Source organism: Pseudomonas sp. PDM01, from assembly GCF_014852325.1.
Classification (GTDB): Bacteria; Pseudomonadota; Gammaproteobacteria; order Pseudomonadales; family Pseudomonadaceae; genus Aquipseudomonas; species Aquipseudomonas migulae.
In genome coordinates this window covers 420,530-436,897 of sequence record NZ_JACVBK010000005.1, presented here as the reverse complement: position 1 = coordinate 436,897, position 16,368 = coordinate 420,530, and the positions used below count along the sequence as shown (strand labels likewise).

Below are 16,368 nucleotides of genomic sequence, written 5' to 3'. Positions count from 1 at the left end.
GATCCCCGGCCGCAGGCCGGGGGCAACGAACCAGATGGAATATCTAAAGACATGAGCGACCTAGAACTCGACCCGCAAGCCCTGCAACAGGAAGAAAACTCCCTGATCGCCCTGCGCAAGGAAAAGCTTGCTGCCGAGCGCGCCAAGGGCAATGCCTTCCCGAACGACTTCCGCCGCGAAAACTACTGCGAAGACTTGCAGAAACAGTACGTGGACAAGACCAAGGAAGAGCTCGCAGAGGCTGCAATCCCGGTCAAGGTTGCCGGTCGCATCATGCTCAACCGTGGCTCGTTCATGGTGATCCAGGACATGACCGGTCGCATCCAGGTCTACGTCAACCGCAAGACCCTGTCCGAAGAAACCCTGGCCGCGGTGAAAACCTGGGACATGGGCGACATCATTGCCGCCGAAGGCACCCTGGCCCGTTCCGGCAAGGGCGACCTGTACGTCGAAATGACCAGCGTGCGCCTGCTGACCAAATCCCTGCGCCCGCTGCCGGACAAGCACCACGGCCTGACCGACACCGAACAGCGCTACCGCCAGCGCTACGTTGACCTGATCGTCAACGAAGACGTGCGCCAGACCTTCCGCGTGCGTTCGCAAGTCATCGCCCACATCCGCAGCTTCCTGATGCAGCGCGACTTCCTGGAAGTGGAAACGCCGATGCTGCAAACCATTCCGGGCGGCGCGGCGGCCAAGCCGTTCGAAACGCACCACAACGCGCTGGACATGGAAATGTTCCTGCGTATCGCGCCTGAACTGTACCTCAAGCGTCTGGTGGTTGGCGGCTTCGAGAAAGTGTTCGAGATCAACCGCAACTTCCGTAACGAAGGCGTTTCGACTCGTCACAACCCTGAATTCACCATGTTGGAGTTCTACCAGGCTTACGCCGACTACGAAGACAACATGGACCTGACCGAAGAGCTGTTCCGCGAGCTGGCGCAGCTGGTTCTGGGAAGCACCGACGTGCCTTACGGCGACAAGGTGTTCCACTTCGGCGAACCGTTCGTGCGTCTGTCGGTGTTCGATTCGATCCTCAAGTACAACCCTGAGCTGACTGCCGATGATCTGAATGACATCGACAAGGCCCGCGCCATCGCCAAGAAAGCCGGCGCCAAGGTGCTGGGCTTCGAAGGCCTGGGCAAATTGCAGGTGATGATTTTCGAAGAGCTGGTCGAGCACAAGCTGGAGCAGCCGCACTTCATTACCCAGTACCCGTTCGAAGTGTCGCCGCTGGCCCGTCGCAACGACGATAACCCGAACGTTACCGACCGTTTCGAATTGTTCATCGGTGGCCGTGAAATCGCCAACGCCTACTCCGAGTTGAACGACGCGGAAGACCAGGCCGAGCGCTTCATGGCGCAGGTGGCCGACAAGGACGCCGGCGACGACGAAGCCATGCACTACGACGCCGACTTCGTTCGCGCGCTGGAGTACGGCATGCCGCCAACGGCCGGTGAAGGCATCGGCATCGACCGTCTGGTGATGCTGCTGACCAACTCCCCGTCGATCCGCGACGTGATCCTGTTCCCGCACATGCGGCCGCAAGCGTAAATGTTTCAATTAAAAAGCCGCCTATAACAGGCGGCTTTTTATTGCCTGTCTGGTACAAACGTATCAATTGGTTACTTTTGAAATGAGAGAGGAATTCCTGTCGTGAACCGTGCAATGGCTCAAGAAGGTGCAGCGGGTATCGCCACTGCGGTCGCTGAAAGTGTTCAGTACCAGGGCCGCAAGGCCAGCCGTCAGGGCAGCGAGCAGCGTCGACAGGACATTCTCGATGCGGCCATGCGCATTGTCGTGCGCGATGGCGTGCGGGCCGTGCGTCACCGTGCGGTTGCCGCAGAAGCGGGTGTGCCACTGTCGGCCACCACTTACTATTTCAAGGACATCGATGACTTGCTCACCGATACCTTTGCCCAATATGTGGAACGCAGCGCGGCGTTCATGGCCAAGTTGTGGGTGAACAATGAAGGGTTGCTGCGCGAGATGGTCGTCAGCGGCGACGGCAGCCCCGAGTCGCGCTCGCAACTGGCGGACGACATCGCACGGTTGATGGCGGACTATGTTCACCGGCAACTGATCAACCGTCGCGAACACCTGATGGCCGAACAGGCGTTCCGTCAGGAAGCGCTGCTGAACCCGCGCCTGGCGGAGCTGGTGCGCTCGCATCAGCAGATTCTCCTGCAGGGTACGTGTCAGCTTTTCCAGGTTTTGGGTTCCCGTGAGCCACACCAGGATGCCAAAGTGTTGACGGCGATTATCGGACGGATGGAATATCAGGGGCTGCTCAACGACGCCGAGCCTGACGCCGAAGCTGAAATGCTCGGTATTCTGACTCGCTATATGCACTTGGTATTGGCGTCGGTGTGATCCTGCGATGAACCTGTAGGAGCGAGGCTTGCCCGCGAAGGCGATTTAACATTCAACAGATGATGTGTTGACTGACACATCGCCTTCGCGGGCAAGCCACGCTCCTACAGGGACAGTGAGCATTCGGGGGACTGTGTTCATAGGGAGTATTGAATGAAAGCCTGGCGCGTCGTTGTGATCGCCTTGTCGATCCTGCTGCTCAGTGGCTGTCTGGTGACCTTCAGGGAGCCATTGCCCACGAGCGACCCCGCGCCCAAAGGATTACTCGGCAAATGGACCAGCACCAACGCCTGGGGCGAGCCGCTGAACCTGGAGCTGACGCGCATCGGCGACAATCGCTATCAGGCGGTCAGCTACTTCAAGGCCAAACCCAAGGAACGCGAAGCCTATCCCTTCACCGTCTCGCGCCATGGCAACCGCTGGTACCTGTCGGCAAAAGTCCCGGCGCAGTTTGGCGGGCATTTCACCATTGCCGGTTTCGAACTCACCGACAAGCATGAACTGGTGGTCTACAACCTCGACCTCGAGCAGATCAACCAGGCCCTGGGGCAAAAAATCCTCAGCGGCGAAGGTTTCCAGACCGACGACGGTGACGGCGTGCTGATCAACACACGCATGGACCAGGTCTTCGCTTACCTCGACGATCCGGCCAATTCCGATGTCTTCGTCGAAGCCGTGCGCTATCAGCGCCTGGCCAAAGCCAAATAAACCCAGCACATAACGGTTTTTCTACAGGAGTTTCGGGTGGACGATTACCAGCAGACGATACGCATGTTGTCCGATCGCATTGTGCTGGCGCAGACGCCGATTCGCGTCCTGGATGCAGTGAAGTGGGACGACAGCATCCGCAAGGGTTTCCTCAAGGCCAAGGGCAAGGAAATGCCGGCGGTGGACCGTGATTACTACCTGAACCGGCCGCTGTCCTTCGACTCCAGCAAAGTGAAACTGGAATTCCAGAACATCGAGCGCGACATCACCCGTCAGCTTGGCCAGTTCAACCCGGTCGGCCAGATCATGCGGCGCATGTGCAAGGAATACCGGATGGTGGTGCGCATGCTTGAAGCGCGCGGCACCGAGGATTTCGGCCTGATTTCCCAAGAGTTGTATGGCGCGGCATCCGATGCGTTTCACGCTGGTGACCCGACCTTGTCCGACCTCGGCCTGATGCTCTCCGATTATCTGAATAACATCGATGGTCGTGGTGACCTGAAAGATGAGCCGAAAATCCTCACCGCCAAGGACGCCGTGCATTTGTTGCAAACCCGGCTGAGCAAAGTGTTTGGCGAGGCCGAGGAAACCATTCGGGTGTTCGAGTCCGACGGCATCGTCGCCGATGCGGCGGCTGGCGCCGACTACATCAAGATCCGCACCGACGCGATGTTCAACGAGCGTGACGTGCGTGCGCTGGAAGTCCACGAAGGGCTGGTGCATGTCGGCACTACGCTCAACGGTCTGAACCAGCCGATCTGCACCTTCCTGTCCAAGGGGCCGCCCTCGTCGACGGTGACCCAGGAAGGGCTGGCGATCCTGATGGAAATCATCACCTTCGCCTCTTACCCGAGCCGCCTGCGCAAACTGACCAACCGTACCCGCGCCATTCACATGGTGGAGGAGGGCGCGGACTTCCTGCAGATCTTCGAGTTCTTCCGCGAGCAGGGCTTTGAAATGGCGGAAAGCTACGGCAACGCCAGTCGGGTTTTCCGTGGTTCGGTGCCGAACGGTCTGCCATTTACCAAAGACTTGTCCTACCTCAAGGGCTTTATCATGGTTTACAACTACATTCAGTTGGCCGTGCGTAAAGGCAAGCTTGAGCAAGTGCCGCTGCTGTTTTGCGGCAAGACCACGCTGGAAGACATGCGCACCTTGCGCCAGTTGGTCGATGAAGGCTTGGTGGTGCCGCCGAAATACCTGCCGGAACAGTTCCGTGACATGAACGCGCTGTCGGCGTGGATGTGCTTCTCCAACTTCCTGAACCACCTGAGCCTGGACCGGATCGAAGCGGATTACTCCAACATCTTGTAATCACCGCATACCTTGTAGGAGCGAGGCTTGCCCGCGAAGGCGTTGTGTCAGTCAACATGCCTGTTGAATGTTATACCGCCTTCGCGGGCAAGCCTCGCTCCTACAGGACTTGCTATCAATCCTAAAGCGAGGTTTCAACGGATGAGAATCCTCGGCATCCTCTTCCTTCTTTTAACCCTCGGCGGTTGCAGCTCTTTGCTGTTCTACCCCGAGCCCGGACAGCTGTTCACCCCGGAAAAAGCCAAACTCGAATACCGCGACGTCACCCTCACCACGGCCGATGGCCTCAAGCTGCACGGCTGGTGGCTGCCGGCGAAAAAAGGCGTCGAAGTCAAAGGCACGGTGCTGCACCTGCACGGCAACGGCGGCAATCTGCCGATGCATCTGGGCGGTAGCTGGTGGTTGCCGAAGGAAGGCTATCAAGTGCTGCTGATCGATTATCGCGGTTACGGTTTGTCCGAAGGCGAACCGAGTTTGCCGGCGATCTATCAGGACATCGACGCCGCGTTCAAATGGCTCGACCAGGCGCCGGAGGTCAAAGGCAAACCGTTGATCCTGCTCGGGCAAAGTCTGGGCGGCTCAATGGCCGTGCATTACCTGGTTCAGCATCCCGAACGCCAGAAACAACTCAAGGCCTTCGTCCTCGATGGCGTGCCCGCCAGTTATCGCAGCATCGGCCAATTCGCCCTGAGCAATTCCTGGCTGACGTGGGCGTTCCAGGTGCCGCTTTCGTGGCTGGTGCCGGACGGTGACAGCGCGATCCACTCGATGACGCAGCTCAACGGCGTGCCGAAACTGATCTATCACAGCATCGACGATCCGATCGTGCCCCTTTCCAACGGCATCCGTCTGTATCAAGCTGCGCCGCCGCCGCGAGTGCTGCAACTGACCCGTGGCGGTCATGTGCAGACGTTCGCCGACCCGGTCTGGCGCAAGGTCATGCTGCGATACCTTGATGACCCGCAGCATTTCAATGGCCTGCGCCGCTTGGGTGAAATTCCCAACTACCCGGCACCCCCGAATTCAGAAGATGAACCACCAGAGAGTCCGCAATGAGTGAAGAACGTAACGCCATCCCGCTGATCATCACCGGTATCTGCAGCATCCTCGGCACCGTCGGGGCCCTGTGGTACTACGGTTACCTGCACTTCGCCAAACCCGAAGATGCGCTGCTGCTCAGCGACTTCACCATGCTCAAGACCGTGCCGGGCGAAGACTACAAAGTCTCCCTGGAACCGGCTCCACAAGTGGCCCAGTGCATCGATGGCGTGCTGGTGATGTTCGACACCGAACAGAAAGGCCTGACCGGCGTATTGGTCAACAACAAGAAAAAAGCCGTGCGCTGCATGGGCCAGGAAACCCCGCAGAAGCTGGAGCAATAAATATCCCGTAGGAGCGAGCGGGCGGCGTTCCGACTTGCCCGCGAAGAACGATATCGCGATATATCTGGACTACCGAGTCGCCTTCTTCGCGAGCAAGCTTCGCTCCTACAGGTTCAACGCAATCCTGTAGGAGCCGGCTTGCTGGCGATGGACGCGACGCGGTGTTCTGCCAAACCGCGAAAACAAAAAGCCCCGCCTGATCAGATCAGGCGGGGCTTTTGCGTTCAGACATGAAGCTTAGTTGGCACTCACCGCCGAACGCGGGATCACCGGCTGGTTGTCGTTGGAAATGGTCACTTCTACACGGCGATTCATGGCTCGACCCGAAGCGTCGCCGTTTTCAGCAACCGGGTATTCCTTGCCATAACCCTGGGCAACGATGCGCGCAGGATCAACGCCCATTTTCACCAGTGCCGTGCGCACGGAACCGGCGCGACGCTCGGACAGCGACTGGTTGTGCGACGCCGTGCCGGTGCTGTCGGTGTAGCCTTCGACGATCACCTTGCGGTCGGGGTTTTCCTGAAGGAACTGCGCCAGTTTGTTGATGTTCGCCAGGCCGCTGGACTTCAGGTCGGCACGGTCGGTTGCGAACAACACATCACCAAAGGTTACCAGCGTACCGCGATCGGTCTGCTTGGCGTTCAGGCTGTCCTGCAACTGTTTGATCTGCGCGTCGCGAGCATCCAGACGCGCCTGGGCGCGCTGTGCGGCAGCATTCTTCAGATTGGCTTCAGCGGTGCGCAGGGCGATGGTTTGCTTCGCCACTTCAACACGCTGATTGGTCAAATAGGCCAGTTGATCGACCTCGTTCGCGTCTCGCTTGTCCAGATAAGCCTTGTCGGCCTTGTCCAGGTAATCGCTGGCGTCCTTGGTTTCCAGTGCCGCGACTTTGCTCGCCTGCGGGTTGGCTTGCAGGCCGCTGTAGTTGGTGCGGGCCTGTTCAAGGTTCGCATTAGGCGGCGTCGAGCAGGCAGCCAGTGCAACGCTTGCGGCCAGCAGGGCAGGGATCATCAATTGATTGCGCATGTGGGTATCGTCCTTTTAAGTCGAGTAAGAAGTACGTCGTGGCGGCGCTTATTGCACGGTGCGCCGGCTTTCCTGACGCAGTTCCTGAACCCCAATCCGAGAGTCCTTCACCGCCTGTTCGGCTTTGATCGCCTGGGCTTTGCGTTCGGCGACGCGCGCGTCCCACTCGGCCTGTTCGGCGAGCACTCGGGCTTCGTCGTACTTTTGGTCGTGCATCGCGATTTCGGCTTGTTTGAGCTTGTCCTGGGCGGACTTCATCTCAACCGCCGAGAATTCGGTGCCGCCCGCGCTGACGGCGCTGTTCACGGCCGATTGGGTCACGGCGTATTGCTCGGTCGGCGGGTTACCGGCGCAACCGGCCAGAACCAGGCTGCTGCCGATGGCCAGGGCGGCCAGTTTCAGGCTGCGCAGGGGGGTGGAAGCGGGCTTGGCAGTGTTGATCTTCATGGTCTTCAACTCCATTGGAATAACTCCTGAAAAACTGAACATCCATCCTGGGCAAGGAGCCGCAACCATCAATTTCCGAAGCGTTTTGAAACGGCCGTCCCAGGCGTGGTTACTGGTTACGACCCGAGGCATTTTTTAAAAGTTCAGAGAATATGGCCTGTCGCCCGAAAAAACTTTGACCGAACGGACAAGGCTCTAAATCGGGAACTTTGGCGATAGGAGGGGGTATTCCAAGGGCGGAAGCACGCAATTGTTGAAAGTCACGCAGGTCAAATGTGGGAGCGAGCCTGCTCGCGATGGCGGCTTAACATTCAACATTGATGTCGCCTGACACACCGCTATCGCGAGCAAGCTCGCTCCCACAGGTTCTGCGGTGAATTCAGTGTTTCTGCTTGTCCTCACCAGACGACAAATCGTGCAAATGCCGCCGGGACAGCGCGAGAAAGCGCGGGGTCGGGCCGATGTCTTCGTACAGCGGATCGCCTTCTTCGTCTGTGGCCACGATGGTCGAGCCTTTCACGTACGGGAAGCTCTTTTCCAGCTCTTCGAGCGCCGCGCCGATCAACTCGCCGAGCAGTTCTTCAGGGTGCCGCTTGGGGTACATCTCGATGATCGCCGCCAAGCGCGCGGCGGCCTCCACATCCAGATGAATCGAGTAGCCGGTGTCGGTCAGGCGACCCTTGGCGTTTTCTTCCCAATGATGGGCAAGCTCGCGGATTTTCATAAAAACCTCATGGCACGCCTGTTCGTAGCAGGCCGGGTAAGTGTCCGGCCATGGCCGGCGAAAGCCGTTGTGCGGCTTACTCTTCAGACTAGCTTGCGTGCCCGGGGTTTAAAGTCCCTTCGTCGTGTGCTTGTAAGAAGCGCTTTACGGCGGCACTCTTGAACCACAAGGCACCCCGGATTTTTCGCTGGAGAACGGCTGATGACCGATATTGATGCACGCTTGCGCGAGGATGTTCACCTGTTGGGTGAGCTGTTGGGCAATACCATTCGTGAACAGTACGGGGACGATTTTCTCGACAAGATCGAGCAGATCCGCAAAGGCGCCAAGGCCGACCGTCGCGGTTCGATGGACGCCGAACTGAGCGCCAGCCTCAATCAACTGAGCGAAGACGAGTTGCTGCCGGTGGCGCGGGCGTTCAACCAGTTTCTCAACCTGGCCAACATCGCCGAGCAATATCAACTGATCCATCGCCGCGAAGAATCCCAACCCGCGCCGTTCGAGGCGCGCGTGTTGCCGGAGTTGCTAACGCGCCTGCTGGCCGAAGGTCATGCGGCCGAATCCCTGGCACGACAGTTGGGGCGCCTGGAAATCGAACTGGTGTTGACTGCGCACCCGACCGAAGTCGCGCGCCGCACGCTGATCCAGAAGTACGACGCCATCGCCGCGCAACTTGCCGCTCAGGATCACCGCGACCTGACCAGCGCCGAGCGCGAGCAGATTCAATCGAAATTGCAGCGCCTGATCGCCGAAGCCTGGCACACCGAAGAAATCCGTCGCACCCGCCCGACCCCGGTGGACGAAGCCAAATGGGGTTTCGCGGTGATCGAGCATTCGCTGTGGCAAGCGATCCCGAACTATTTGCGCAAGGCTGATAAGGCTCTGTATGACGCCACCGGCCTGCATTTGCCGCTGGAAGCCGCGCCGATTCGCTTTGCTTCGTGGATGGGCGGCGACCGCGATGGCAACCCCAACGTCACGGCTGCCGTGACCCGTGAGGTGTTGCTGCTGGCACGCTGGATGGCCGCCGATCTGTACGTGCGCGATGTCGATCACCTCGCCGCCGAGCTGTCGATGCAACAGGCCAGCGACGCGCTGAAAGCCAAGGCCGGCGACAGCGCCGAACCCTATCGTGCCGTCCTTAAACAACTGCGTGAACGCCTGCGCGCCACTCGAAGCTGGGCCCACACTTCCTTGACAACCGCCACGCCGGCCCCCGCCGATGTGCTGCAAAACAACCGCGATTTGCTCGACCCGCTGGAGCTCTGCTACCAGTCGCTGCATGAGTGCGGCATGGGCGTGATCGCTGATGGGCCGCTACTCGATTGCCTGCGTCGTGCGGTGACCTTCGGCTTGTTCCTGGTGCGCCTCGATGTGCGTCAGGACTCGTCTCGTCACACGGCGGCGATGACTGAAATCACCGATTACCTTGGCCTCGGTCGCTACGAAGACTGGAGCGAAGAGGAGCGCATCGCCTTCCTGATGCGCGAGTTGAACAACCGTCGGCCGTTGTTGCCGGCGTACTTCAAACCCTCCGCCGACACCGCTGAAGTGCTCGCCACGTGCCGGGAAATCGCCGCCGCACCGGGCGCTTCGCTCGGTTCGTACGTGATCTCCATGGCCGGCGCCGCTTCCGACGTGCTGGCCGTGCAACTGTTGCTCAAAGAGTCTGGTGTTTTGCGGCCGATGCGCGTGGTGCCGCTGTTCGAAACCCTTGCCGACCTCGATAACGCCGGCCCGGTGATTGAAAAACTGTTGCTGCTGCCGGGTTATCGCGCGCGCCTGCAAGGGCCGCAGGAAGTGATGATCGGCTATTCCGACTCGGCCAAGGACGCCGGCACCACGGCGGCGGCCTGGGCGCAATATCGGGCGCAGGAACGTCTGGTCGACATCTGCCGCGAGCAGCAAGTGGAACTGCTGTTGTTCCACGGTCGCGGTGGCACCGTGGGGCGTGGTGGCGGTCCGGCGCACGCGGCGATTCTGTCGCAGCCGCCGGGGTCGGTGGCGGGGCGTTTCCGCACCACCGAGCAGGGGGAAATGATTCGTTTCAAATTCGGCCTGCCGGACATCGCCGAGCAAAATCTCAACCTGTACCTGGCGGCGGTGCTGGAGGCGACGTTGTTGCCACCGCCACCACCGCAACCCGCCTGGCGCCATTTGATGGACGAATTGGCGGCAGACGGTGTCAGTGCTTACCGCGCCGTGGTGCGGGAAAATCCGCAATTCGTCGAGTATTTCCGCCAGTCCACCCCGGAGCAGGAGTTGGGGCGCCTGCCACTGGGCAGTCGCCCGGCCAAGCGCCGCGCCGGCGGGATCGAAAGCCTGCGGGCGATCCCGTGGATCTTCGGTTGGACCCAGACCCGCTTGATGTTGCCGGCCTGGCTCGGCTGGGAAGCCGCGTTAAGCAAGGCGCTGGCGCGCGGCGAAGGCGAGCTGCTGGGGCAAATGCGCGAGCAGTGGCCGTTCTTCCGCACGCGCATCGACATGCTGGAGATGGTCCTGGCCAAGGCCGACGCGGATATCGCCCGCTCCTACGATGAGCGGCTGGTCGAGCCGGATCTGCTGCCTTTGGGTGCGCACTTACGCGACCTATTGTCGCAGGCGTGTTCGATTGTTCTGGGGTTGACCGGTCAGTCGCAGCTACTGGCACATAGCCCAGCTACCCTCGAATTCATCCGCTTGCGCAACACCTACCTCGACCCGCTTCATCTATTGCAGGCGGAGTTGCTGGCACGTTCGCGCCTGCAGGAAGTGGCGCAGGGCAGCCCGGTAGAACAGGCGTTGCTGGTGTCTGTGGCGGGGATTGCCGCCGGTTTGCGAAATACCGGCTAAGGTTTTCGTCGTGGGTTCGGGCACTCGACGCGGGCGTCGAGTGCCGGTTTGCGCGAGGTTGGAAAGTGCTGCAAGGCGACACTTAATGATGGGGTTGCGACTTGGGGTACCCCGTCGCAAGGTCACGCAAGGCGCGGGTTTCTCCGACTTTCGACGGCTTGTGTGCGTAGGATCTGCTGTGTATCTTGATCAGCCTTTGGCCGTTTGGGCGGTCACGACCCTGTTTTGAGATTGGCCCCACGAGGCGAATCCTTTGTTATCTATATAAAAATTGAGGAGCACATCGATGCGCGTCATTCTGCTGGGAGCTCCCGGGGCCGGTAAAGGTACTCAGGCTAAGTTCATCACCGAAAAGTTCGGCATCCCGCAAATCTCCACCGGCGACATGCTGCGTGCTGCGGTCAAGGCCGGCACCGAGCTGGGCCTGATCGCCAAGAGCGTCATGGACAGCGGTGGCCTGGTTTCCGATGACCTGATCATCAATCTGGTCAAGGAACGCATCAGCCAGGCGGATTGCGCCAACGGTTTCCTGTTCGACGGTTTCCCGCGCACCATTCCTCAGGCTGAAGCCCTGGTGAAGGCCGGCGTCGAGCTGGACCACGTGGTCGAAATCGCGGTCGATGACGAAGAAATCGTTCAGCGTATTGCTGGTCGTCGCGTTCACGAGGCCAGCGGCCGCGTGTACCACACCGTCTACAACCCGCCAAAAGTTGCTGGTAAAGACGACATCACCGGCGAAGATCTGGTGCAGCGCAAGGACGACACTGAAGAAACCGTGCGTCATCGCCTGTCGGTCTACCACTCGCAGACCAAGCCACTGGTGGACTTCTACCAGAAGCTGTCGGCGGCTCAAGGCAAACCGAAGTACAGCCACATTGCTGGCGTCGGTTCGGTTGAAGCGATCACCGGCAAGGTGCTTGAAGCGCTGAGCTGAAAAGTCTGAACCGCTTCATCTTCTACGGCCCGCTTGCGGGCCGTAGTTGTTTATACTGGCGCACTTTTTCTGACCTCTCTTACGGAAACATCGATGAGCACCTTGCTGGCCCTGGACACCGCGACTGAAGCTTGCTCCGTTGCCTTGCTGCATGACGGCAAAGTGACGAGCCATTACGAGGTGATCCCGCGCCTGCATGCGCAGAAGCTGTTGCCGATGATCCAGCAATTGCTCGCCGATGCCGGGACCACCTTGCAAGCGGTCGATGCCATCTCGTTTGGCCGTGGGCCGGGCGCATTCACTGGCGTGCGTATCGCCATCGGCGTGGTACAGGGCCTGGCGTTTGCCCTGGATCGCCCGGTCCTGCCGGTGTCGAACCTGGCGGTGCTGGCGCAGCGGGCGTATCGCGAACACGGTGTGAGCCAGGTCGCGGCCGCCATCGATGCGCGCATGGATGAAGTGTACTGGGGCTGCTACCGCGAAACGGCGGGTGAGATGCGTCTGGTCGGCAACGAAGCCGTATTGCCGCCGGAAGTGGCGGCGTTGCCGGCGGATGCCAGCGGTGACTGGTTTGGCGCCGGCACCGGTTGGGGTTATGCCGATCGCATCGCCGTCAGCCTGAGCGGTCAGGACGCAGGCATGCTGCCTCATGCCGAAGACCTGCTGACCCTGGCGCGATTTGCCTGGGAACGGGGTGAAGCGATTGTGGCGGACGAGGCGCAGCCGGTTTATCTGCGGGACAAGGTTGCGACGCCCAAGGCGCGTTGATTTCCGGCACCGAGTCGGCCCTATCGCTGGCAAGCCAGCTCCTACAGGATTATCGCTAACCTTGTAGGAGCTGGCTTGCCAGCGATGGCGGTCTCCCGACCAACACCAATCGTCGTTTTATCCCCCCGCCTTTAAACCTTTTCGCAATTCTGTGTTCTAGTTATCACCAAGCGGTTTGCGAAGTGGGCTATGCGCCACTAAACTGCCATCACTGATACCGAGCATGACATTATGCGCATAGACGGCCTTTCTTCTCAGTCCTACCCCATCAAGCGCAAGCCTCGCAAAGGGCATGTGGTTGAAGACGAATCCGTCGATATCGAGGGCGAGCTGGAATTCCCTTCGGAAGAGCAAATGGCCGCCCGCGCTGCCAAAGCCTCCGCGCAGCGCCTGAGCAATCTGCCGGCGCGCCAACAAGACATGATTTACCACCGCGCCATGAGCAAAAGCGTCGCGATGGCCCTGGCCAGCTACCTCAGCACCGCCAATTTTGTCGATTGGGATTCGGATGTGATGGGTCTCGACCTGTATATCTGATGCGGCTGCCTTACTACCTCGGCTGCCCGTCCTGGAGTGAAAACGCCTGGCGCGATTACCTTTATCCGCAAGACGCGAAAACCTCCGAATTTCTCAATCTGTATTCTCAAGTGTTCAACGCCGTGGAAGGCAACACGACCTTCTACGCGAGCCCGGCTGCCAGCACCGTGCAGCGTTGGGCCGAGACCATGCCCGAACACTTTCGCTTCACTGCCAAGTTCCCCGGCGACATCAGCCACGGCGGTGACCTGCGCGAACAATTGACCGCCACCGAAACCTTCCTGCAATTGCTCAGCCCTTTGGGCGAGCGGGTGTCGCCCCTGTGGTTGCAGTTGTCGAAAAGCTTCACGCCGCAACGATTGCACGAGCTGGCAGGTTTTATCGACGCAGTGGATCGGCCGCTGGCCATCGAAGTGCGGCATGACGATTTCTTCGCCAAGGGTGAGGCTGAGCGTTCGCTCAATCGCCTGCTGCTGGATCGCGGTGTCGAACGTATCTGCCTCGATCCGCGGGCGTTGTTCAGTTGCACGTCCACCGATCCTTCGGTGCTCCACGCCCAATCGAAGAAACCCAGGGTTCCGCCCCGTCCGGCGGCCTTCACGCAATTCCCGCAAGTGCGCTTCATTGGCCATCCGCAACTGGAAACCAACGACCCGTTCCTGGTGCCCTGGGTCGAGAAAATCGCCCTGTGGATCGAAGAGGGGCGCACGCCGTATATCTTCCTGCACACCGCCGACAACTTGCTGGCGGCGAAACTGGCGCAACGTTTTCACGCAAAGCTGATGCTGCGTTTGCCTGGCTTGCCGCCGCTGCCTGAGCTATACAGAGAGCCCGCCGCCGAGCAACTTGGCCTGCTCTGAGGCGGATTCCCTGCCTTTTTCAGGAGCCTGCCAATGGATGCGCAAACCCTTCGAGCCCAAGCCTTCAAAGCACTGCATGAACGCGCCGGGGCTTTTGTCATTCCCAACCCGTGGGACGCCGGCTCGGCGAAAATGCTCGCCAACCTGGGCTTCGAGGCGCTGGCGACCACCAGTGCCGGTTTTGCCTTTTCTCAGGGGCGACCCGATGGCGGGCTGACGCTGGACGATACCCTGGCGAACGTTCAGGCGATTGTCGCGGCGACGGACCTGCCGGTTGCGGTCGATCTGGAAAACGGTTTTGCCGACGATCCCGCCGAATGCGCCCAAAGCATTCTGCGAGCCGCTGCAGCAGGCGCTGTCGGTGGTTCGATCGAAGACGCCACGGGACGTGCAGACGCGCCGATTTACTGCTTCGAGCATGCAGTGGCGCGAATCGAAGCCGCCGTCGCCGCCGCCCGCAGTTTGCCGTTCCCGTTCACGTTGACGGCCCGGGCCGAGAATTTTCTGCATGGCAATCCCGATCTGGACGACACCATTCGCCGCTTGCAGGCCTTTGCCGAAGCGGGCGCCGACGTGCTCTATGCGCCGGGATTGCGCAGTGCTGAAGACGTGTTGGCGGTGGTGCGCGCCGTGGCGCCGAAACCGGTCAATGTGTTGATGTCCGGCGGGTTGAAACTGACGGTCGAGCAGTTGAGCGAAATGGGCGTCAAGCGCATCAGCGTCGGTTCGGCGCTCGCGCTGGCAGCGCTTGGCGAATTCTACCGAGCGGCCGAAGAGATCAAGACTTCGGGCACGTTCGGCTTTACCTCGCGGTCGATGCCGTACGCACAGGCCAATCAATTGTTCAAAGGCTGACAACGCGGTTTTTGCGGGTGATCGCTCACCCGCTACAAACTGATGCGGCTGCGTGAGGAGAGGGTGGCGCTGAAGGTCAGGCGGCGATGCGCAGGTTCTGCAGCACGATCGGGCGCGCCCAGCCGATATCGAAATCGAAGTTTTTCTGTTGTTCCGCCAGTTCTTCCGGCGGGAACGGCGGGAATGGCTTGTCCAGCAGGTCCATTTCGAATTCGGCGATCGGCAGGTGCAGTGGGCGTGGTTGCGGCGCCGGGCCGGCTTCTGGCACCGGTTGACCGGCCGTCAGTACGATCGGGCGAACCCAGCCGCTTTCGAAGTTCTGCTGCTTTTGCTGGGCAGCGATTTCTTCCGGTGGGAACGGTGGGAATGGTTTGTCGGCCAGGTCCATTTCGAACTCGGCGATCGGCAGGAACAGCGGCTCGGGTGGCTTGACCTGGGTTTCCTTCACATCGCATTCACGCTGGGAAACGATGTGCGCCAGCAGTTCGCTGCCAACTGTGGGTTCTTCCGGGCTTTCGAGATCGACCGGTGGAAAGTTGAGAGACGCCGGCACGACATCGCCCGACTGATCGGCCAGGGCCTGGGCAAAGAAATCTTGCCACAGGTGACTGACGCCGCTCAGTGCTTGGGAGTTTCGCAGGCCAAAATCGCCGTGGGGCGAGATGTAACCTATCGATGTGCGTTGAATGTCTGACATTTCTCTCGGTCGACGCTCAGCTCTGGCAAAATGCTCGTTAGTTTTGTTATCGGCCGTTTCTGCCGATCATTAATTTTTTTGAGCGTGTTTTCCCATGATTGAGCAACCGGCGGCTTGCCGCATCCATGTCGAGGCCCTGGGCACGGCTTTTCAGCCACAGGCCGAGCAATGGGCCGAGCGCCTGGGCCTGCCTTTGCAGGTCGATGACGGCGAGTTTGCCTTGCAGGTGGGTGAACAGGGTTTGCAACTGCAACAACTCGGCCCGGACGCACCGGGACCGGTGCGGGTGGACTTCGTCGAGGGTGGCGCCGCCCATCGCCGCTTGTTCGGCGGTGGCACCGGTCAGATGATCGCCAAGGCGGTCGGCATCGCCCAGGGCGTGCGTCCGCGGGTGCTGGACGCTACGGCGGGGCTGGGCAAGGACGCGTTCGTGCTGGCGAGCCTGGGTTGTGAGATGAGCCTGATCGAACGTCAGCCGCTGATCGGCGCCTTGCTTGAAGATGGCCTGGCACGCGGCGCGGAAGATTTCGACGTGGCGTCGATTGTGGCGCGCATGCGATTGCTCAAGGGCAACTCGATCGAAGTCATGCGCAACTGGGAAGGCGAGCCGCCGCAGGTCATCTACCTCGACCCGATGTTTCCCCATCGTGAGAAAACTGCGCTGGTGAAGAAGGAAATGCGCCTGTTCCGGCCATTGGTGGGGGATGACCCGGATGCACCGGCGTTGCTCGAAGCGGCGTTGGCATTGGCCAGCCACCGGGTGGTGGTGAAGCGTCCGCGCAAGGCACCGTGCATTGCCGGGCCGAAGCCGAGTCATGCGCTGGACGGGAAATCCAGTCGGTATGACATTTATCCGAAGAAGGCGCTCAAGCCTTAAGACCGAGTCGCGCCCTTCGCGGGCAAGCCTCGCT

The 16,368-nt window shown here is 60.3% G+C and carries 17 protein-coding genes; 13 read left to right on the top strand and 4 right to left on the bottom strand.

The window, feature by feature from the left end; genetic code table 11:
• Nucleotides 1-51: 51 nt before the first annotated feature.
• The 6 genes from lysS (at nt 52) to IB246_RS15720 (ending at nt 5,777) form a co-directional block, all read left to right on the top strand.
• Nucleotides 52-1,554 carry a lysine--tRNA ligase gene (lysS, locus tag IB246_RS15745; protein ID WP_008034198.1) on the top strand — a complete coding sequence of 501 codons (1,503 nt, stop codon included), beginning with the start codon at nt 52-54 and terminating at the stop codon, nt 1,552-1,554.
• A 102-nt stretch (nt 1,555-1,656) separates the two neighbouring features.
• Nucleotides 1,657-2,373: a TetR/AcrR family transcriptional regulator gene (locus tag IB246_RS15740; RefSeq protein WP_008034197.1), complete on the top strand. Its 717-nt coding sequence runs from the start codon at nt 1,657-1,659 to the stop codon at nt 2,371-2,373.
• Nucleotides 2,374-2,526: 153 nt separating this feature from the next.
• The gene (locus IB246_RS15735) at nt 2,527-3,081 is read left to right on the top strand and encodes a hypothetical protein (protein WP_008039333.1); all 555 of its coding nucleotides are present in this window, start codon (nt 2,527-2,529) and stop codon (nt 3,079-3,081) included.
• Nucleotides 3,082-3,144: 63 nt separating this feature from the next.
• Nucleotides 3,145-4,395, top strand: coding sequence for a flavohemoglobin expression-modulating QEGLA motif protein (locus IB246_RS15730; RefSeq protein WP_177318173.1), 1,251 nt, complete (start codon nt 3,145-3,147; stop codon nt 4,393-4,395).
• Nucleotides 4,396-4,536: 141 nt separating this feature from the next.
• Nucleotides 4,537-5,451 (top strand): alpha/beta hydrolase, encoded by a 915-nt coding sequence (locus IB246_RS15725; protein WP_008039334.1) that lies wholly within the window; start codon nt 4,537-4,539, stop codon nt 5,449-5,451.
• Nucleotides 5,448-5,777, top strand: coding sequence for a hypothetical protein (locus IB246_RS15720; RefSeq protein ID WP_008039335.1), 330 nt, complete (start codon nt 5,448-5,450; stop codon nt 5,775-5,777). Before IB246_RS15725 ends, IB246_RS15720 begins: the two co-directional genes overlap by 4 nt.
• Nucleotides 5,778-6,014: 237 nt before the next feature.
• On the opposite strand, the gene IB246_RS15715 is transcribed toward IB246_RS15720, so the two are convergent.
• The 3 genes from IB246_RS15715 to IB246_RS15705 form a co-directional block, all read right to left on the bottom strand.
• Entirely contained in the window at nt 6,015-6,803 is a 789-nt protein-coding gene (locus tag IB246_RS15715) for an OmpA family protein (RefSeq protein ID WP_008039336.1), read from the bottom strand.
• A gap of 48 nt (nt 6,804-6,851) precedes the next feature.
• Nucleotides 6,852-7,265, bottom strand: a complete 414-nt coding sequence (locus tag IB246_RS15710; protein ID WP_008039339.1) for a DUF4398 domain-containing protein — start codon at nt 7,263-7,265, stop codon at nt 6,852-6,854.
• Between the two features lie 364 nt (nt 7,266-7,629).
• Nucleotides 7,630-7,974, bottom strand: coding sequence for a hypothetical protein (locus IB246_RS15705; RefSeq protein ID WP_008024664.1), 345 nt, complete (start codon nt 7,972-7,974; stop codon nt 7,630-7,632).
• Nucleotides 7,975-8,175: 201 nt separating this feature from the next.
• On the opposite strand from IB246_RS15705, the gene ppc reads away from it, so the two are divergent.
• The 6 genes from ppc to IB246_RS15675 all read left to right on the top strand — a co-directional run bounded on the left by ppc (nt 8,176) and on the right by IB246_RS15675 (nt 14,760).
• The gene (gene ppc / locus IB246_RS15700; RefSeq protein WP_008039342.1) at nt 8,176-10,806 is read left to right on the top strand and encodes a phosphoenolpyruvate carboxylase; all 2,631 of its coding nucleotides are present in this window, start codon (nt 8,176-8,178) and stop codon (nt 10,804-10,806) included.
• A gap of 286 nt (nt 10,807-11,092) precedes the next feature.
• The gene (adk, locus tag IB246_RS15695; protein WP_008039344.1) at nt 11,093-11,740 is read left to right on the top strand and encodes an adenylate kinase; all 648 of its coding nucleotides are present in this window, start codon (nt 11,093-11,095) and stop codon (nt 11,738-11,740) included.
• Nucleotides 11,741-11,833: 93 nt separating this feature from the next.
• Nucleotides 11,834-12,508, top strand: coding sequence for a tRNA (adenosine(37)-N6)-threonylcarbamoyltransferase complex dimerization subunit type 1 TsaB (gene tsaB / locus IB246_RS15690; protein ID WP_008039346.1), 675 nt, complete (start codon nt 11,834-11,836; stop codon nt 12,506-12,508).
• A gap of 231 nt (nt 12,509-12,739) precedes the next feature.
• On the top strand, nt 12,740-13,045 hold the full coding sequence (locus IB246_RS15685; RefSeq protein WP_008039348.1) for a hypothetical protein: 306 nt from the start codon (nt 12,740-12,742) through the stop codon (nt 13,043-13,045).
• A complete protein-coding gene (locus tag IB246_RS15680; RefSeq protein WP_192230067.1) occupies nt 13,045-13,905 on the top strand; it encodes a DUF72 domain-containing protein in 861 nt (286 codons plus the stop codon). The genes IB246_RS15685 and IB246_RS15680 overlap by 1 nt, the downstream gene beginning before the upstream one ends.
• 33 nt (nt 13,906-13,938) lie before the next feature.
• Nucleotides 13,939-14,760: an isocitrate lyase/PEP mutase family protein gene (locus IB246_RS15675; RefSeq protein WP_008039353.1), complete on the top strand. Its 822-nt coding sequence runs from the start codon at nt 13,939-13,941 to the stop codon at nt 14,758-14,760.
• A 76-nt stretch (nt 14,761-14,836) separates the two neighbouring features.
• On the opposite strand, the gene IB246_RS15670 is transcribed toward IB246_RS15675, so the two are convergent.
• Nucleotides 14,837-15,457, bottom strand: coding sequence for a hypothetical protein (locus tag IB246_RS15670; RefSeq protein ID WP_008035487.1), 621 nt, complete (start codon nt 15,455-15,457; stop codon nt 14,837-14,839).
• A gap of 94 nt (nt 15,458-15,551) precedes the next feature.
• Between IB246_RS15670 and IB246_RS15665 the strand changes: the two genes are divergently transcribed.
• Nucleotides 15,552-16,334 (top strand): class I SAM-dependent methyltransferase, encoded by a 783-nt coding sequence (locus tag IB246_RS15665; RefSeq protein ID WP_008035485.1) that lies wholly within the window; start codon nt 15,552-15,554, stop codon nt 16,332-16,334.
• The last annotated feature ends 34 nt before the right edge of the window (nt 16,335-16,368 follow it).